The organism is Paenibacillus barengoltzii NBRC 101215 (assembly GCF_004000745.1).
Taxonomy (GTDB): domain Bacteria; phylum Bacillota; class Bacilli; order Paenibacillales; family Paenibacillaceae; genus Fontibacillus; species Fontibacillus barengoltzii.
This window is the reverse complement of sequence record NZ_BILV01000138.1, coordinates 1-2,724: the sequence shown is the minus strand read 5'-3', so window position 1 is coordinate 2,724 and position 2,724 is coordinate 1. Positions and strand designations below refer to the sequence as shown.

3 protein-coding genes are annotated in these 2,724 nt (G+C 51.6%); all 3 read right to left on the bottom strand.

Annotated elements, in window-relative coordinates; genetic code table 11:
• Window positions 1-517 precede the first annotated feature (517 nt).
• The 3 genes from PBA01S_RS22445 to PBA01S_RS22435 all read right to left on the bottom strand — a co-directional run bounded on the left by PBA01S_RS22445 (window position 518) and on the right by PBA01S_RS22435 (window position 2,541).
• Window positions 518-952 carry a DUF1801 domain-containing protein gene (locus tag PBA01S_RS22445; RefSeq protein ID WP_016311096.1) on the bottom strand — a complete coding sequence of 145 codons (435 nt, stop codon included), beginning with the start codon at window positions 950-952 and terminating at the stop codon, window positions 518-520.
• 77 nt (window positions 953-1,029) lie between these two features.
• Window positions 1,030-1,854: an alpha/beta fold hydrolase gene (locus tag PBA01S_RS22440; protein WP_028539368.1), complete on the bottom strand. Its 825-nt coding sequence runs from the start codon at window positions 1,852-1,854 to the stop codon at window positions 1,030-1,032.
• A gap of 78 nt (window positions 1,855-1,932) precedes the next feature.
• Window positions 1,933-2,541 carry a GNAT family N-acetyltransferase gene (locus PBA01S_RS22435; RefSeq protein ID WP_127576773.1) on the bottom strand — a complete coding sequence of 203 codons (609 nt, stop codon included), beginning with the start codon at window positions 2,539-2,541 and terminating at the stop codon, window positions 1,933-1,935.
• Window positions 2,542-2,724: the final 183 nt, after the last annotated feature.

Sequence of the window (2,724 nt, the reverse complement as noted above, 5' to 3'; positions counted from 1 at the left end):
CCATATTTAGGATATTTTACAAACAATTTTTCTGTAATTTCTCATGTCAGGTTTGGTGCAAGGCTAGTGCACTAAAGGTCCAAATAAGCATGAAATTTCATATATAATTGCCCGGAAGTGCCACTTCCCAGTAAAATATACTCGATTTTTCGAGTATATCCAACCGACGACTCGGATGAAGACCGATAAAGGGGGCTGGTAAACCATCACGAACATGACGGACATCACGGCGGGCGGGGGCAAGGCGAGAGGTCTGATAACCAGTCGATTCCACGACCTATGACCGCGGTAAGGCAGATACCTAATAGCCAGTCGATTCACACCTCATGACCATGGATAAGGCAGATGCCTGTTAACCAGCCGACTCACGACTCATGACCGCGGTAAATCAGATGCCTAATGACGACCAATCGCGGCAGATAACCAACGGGCAAGGCAAACGACAGGTAAAGGCAGACGACGTCTCTGACGACCGCCCCCTTACCGCTTCCAACATAAAAAAAGAGCCGCTTACCAGCTAGCTCTTCTCCTCATCATTCGGATACAATTTCCGCAGGTGCTCGACCGACTGGCGTATCAACTTGCGCAGTACGTCCACATCGATGTCGGCGACTTTATTAATGTAGACACACCCTTTGCCTTGGGTATGCTTGCCTAAGGACTCCAGCAAAGCGTCTCGCTCAGGATCATTCGAGGCAAGATACAGGCTGATCTTCGCCTTCCGAGGCGAGAAGCCCACCAACGGCGCATCCCCTTCGTGGCCGGAGGCGTATTTGTAATGGTAGGAGCCAAAGCCGATGATGCTGGAACCCCACATTTTGGCCGGGTAGCCCGTGGTCTCCGTAAAAATGTCCAGCAATCGGTAGGCATCCTCCCGCTTCTTCGCATCGGCTACCCCTTCAATGAACTCGATGACGCTGTTGTCGTTCTCTTTGGTCTTCAGCTCGTACACTTAGAACCCTCCCTCTAACATCTCATCACCCGGCAACACCCGCCAATTCAAGTCTCACCACAAGCTGTCTCATTTCATCATTCCTTATCCCTAGCTTCCTCCACTCGATCCAGCCACTCGTTCATCAGCGCGTTAAACATGTTCTCCTGCTCAATCTGCAGGTTATGCCCAGCCCGGTCTACGACCGCAAACGTCCCCCGTGGATACTGATCTAATAAGCGAAGTGCATCCGCATATCCCACTGACGTATCCTGACGGCCAAGCAGGAATAACGAAGGGGCGTCAAACGTCTCTTGATCGATCGAAAAAGAAAACCCATACCGCGCCCGAATCTTGTCCAAAAAAGCGGAATCTGCCACTCGACAGCCGGGAACGATCTCCTTCGCATATCTCTCCCAAGTGTGTCGATCAATAACCGCGCTCATCGAGCGGAAGTCCTCATACTCCTCGGGAGACAGTTCATTACTCAGCGCCGGATCCTCGTAAATCACCGTATGGTCCGGCAGCTCCCGTTGAGCCGGGTCCGGTACGATCAAGGGACAAATAAACGCCGCTCCCTCAACTCGCTCGGAACGACGAGCGATGATCCCTCTCGTTAAGTACCCGCCGTAAGACTCTCCAACTACCGCAAAACACGACTCCGGCACCAAGGCATCAATTAACTCCAGCACCGCATCTAGCATTTCGTCCGTACTTTCAATCCCCGCGTAATTCTTCGACTGTCCCATGCCCGGCAAATCAAGATAAATTCTTCTCCAGCCCGCGCGGTTCTCAAATATCGGTTCCATGCAGCCGCTCATCAGACGATGGTCGGGCGTAAATCCATGAATCAGCACGATCGGCCGCCCGGAGCCCATCTCCTCATAATAAAGTTCTGCTTGGCTGGCTTTAAAATAAGGCATCCGCAACACTCCTTCGAACATGATGCCCTCATCATAATGCGAATATATGTTCTTGTCCAGACCTAAATTGACCACGCCTTATTCAGATTGAGCCTGATCTCCCATCCATCTCATATACACCCTGGCATTAAACCCCGTTTGCTTCCGAAACCAGCGCTGCGGCTTCCGCCGAAACTCGACATATCCCAGTCGCTCATACAAGCGAACCGCAGCAGTGTTGGTATCCACTACCTCCAAAATATAATCGTCATAGCCCAAACGAGAGATCAGCTCATGGTTCAGTTGGCTGGCGACCCCACGCCCTCGTGCTTGCTTAGCCGTAGCAACCGCCTCGAAATAACACTGTCCCTCCGCCAAGTGCAGCGGTTTTTCCAACTCCCGACGGACCAGAAAATAAAACAAACTTCCCTTCATCCAACCAAGTTCCTGCTGCAGCTCAGCCCGTTGAAATCGGAAAGCCCGCTTCTGTCCTGCGGAATACGCGAAGATCCCCAGAACCTGTCCCTCCTCCAAGGCGACAAAAAACTGCTCTCTCACCAAAGCATGCACAAGAGCCCTCGCTAATTTGTCCCGGTCCGAAGTAAAATATCGCAGCGAATCGTAAAAGCCCTCCACAAAAATCTCCGCCGCCTGCGCGGATTCTCGATCCCCGAGCTCCGCCAAATTACGAATCACGAAATCACTCATATCACCGTTCCTCCCTTCTTTTCTCTACTATATAAAAAGGTGAAATAGGCACAGAACAGTCCTCAGCCGGATTCCCCATCCTTCCCGCGACTTAAACCCAGCATCACTGCCTCTCCAGGAAAAATCATAACCACCCGTCCAACGGGTGGTTTGCTCTTGGGGTATAACCCCTTGTTGCCAAAC

What these genes read in the sequence shown, in the direction of transcription:
- PBA01S_RS22435 (WP_127576773.1), bottom strand. Translation starts at nt 2,541, where the DNA reads ATGAGTGATTTCGTGATTCGTAATTTGGCGGAGCTCGGGGATCGAGAA.
- PBA01S_RS22440 (WP_028539368.1), bottom strand. Translation starts at nt 1,854, where the DNA reads ATGCCTTATTTTAAAGCCAGCCAAGCAGAACTTTATTATGAGGAGATG.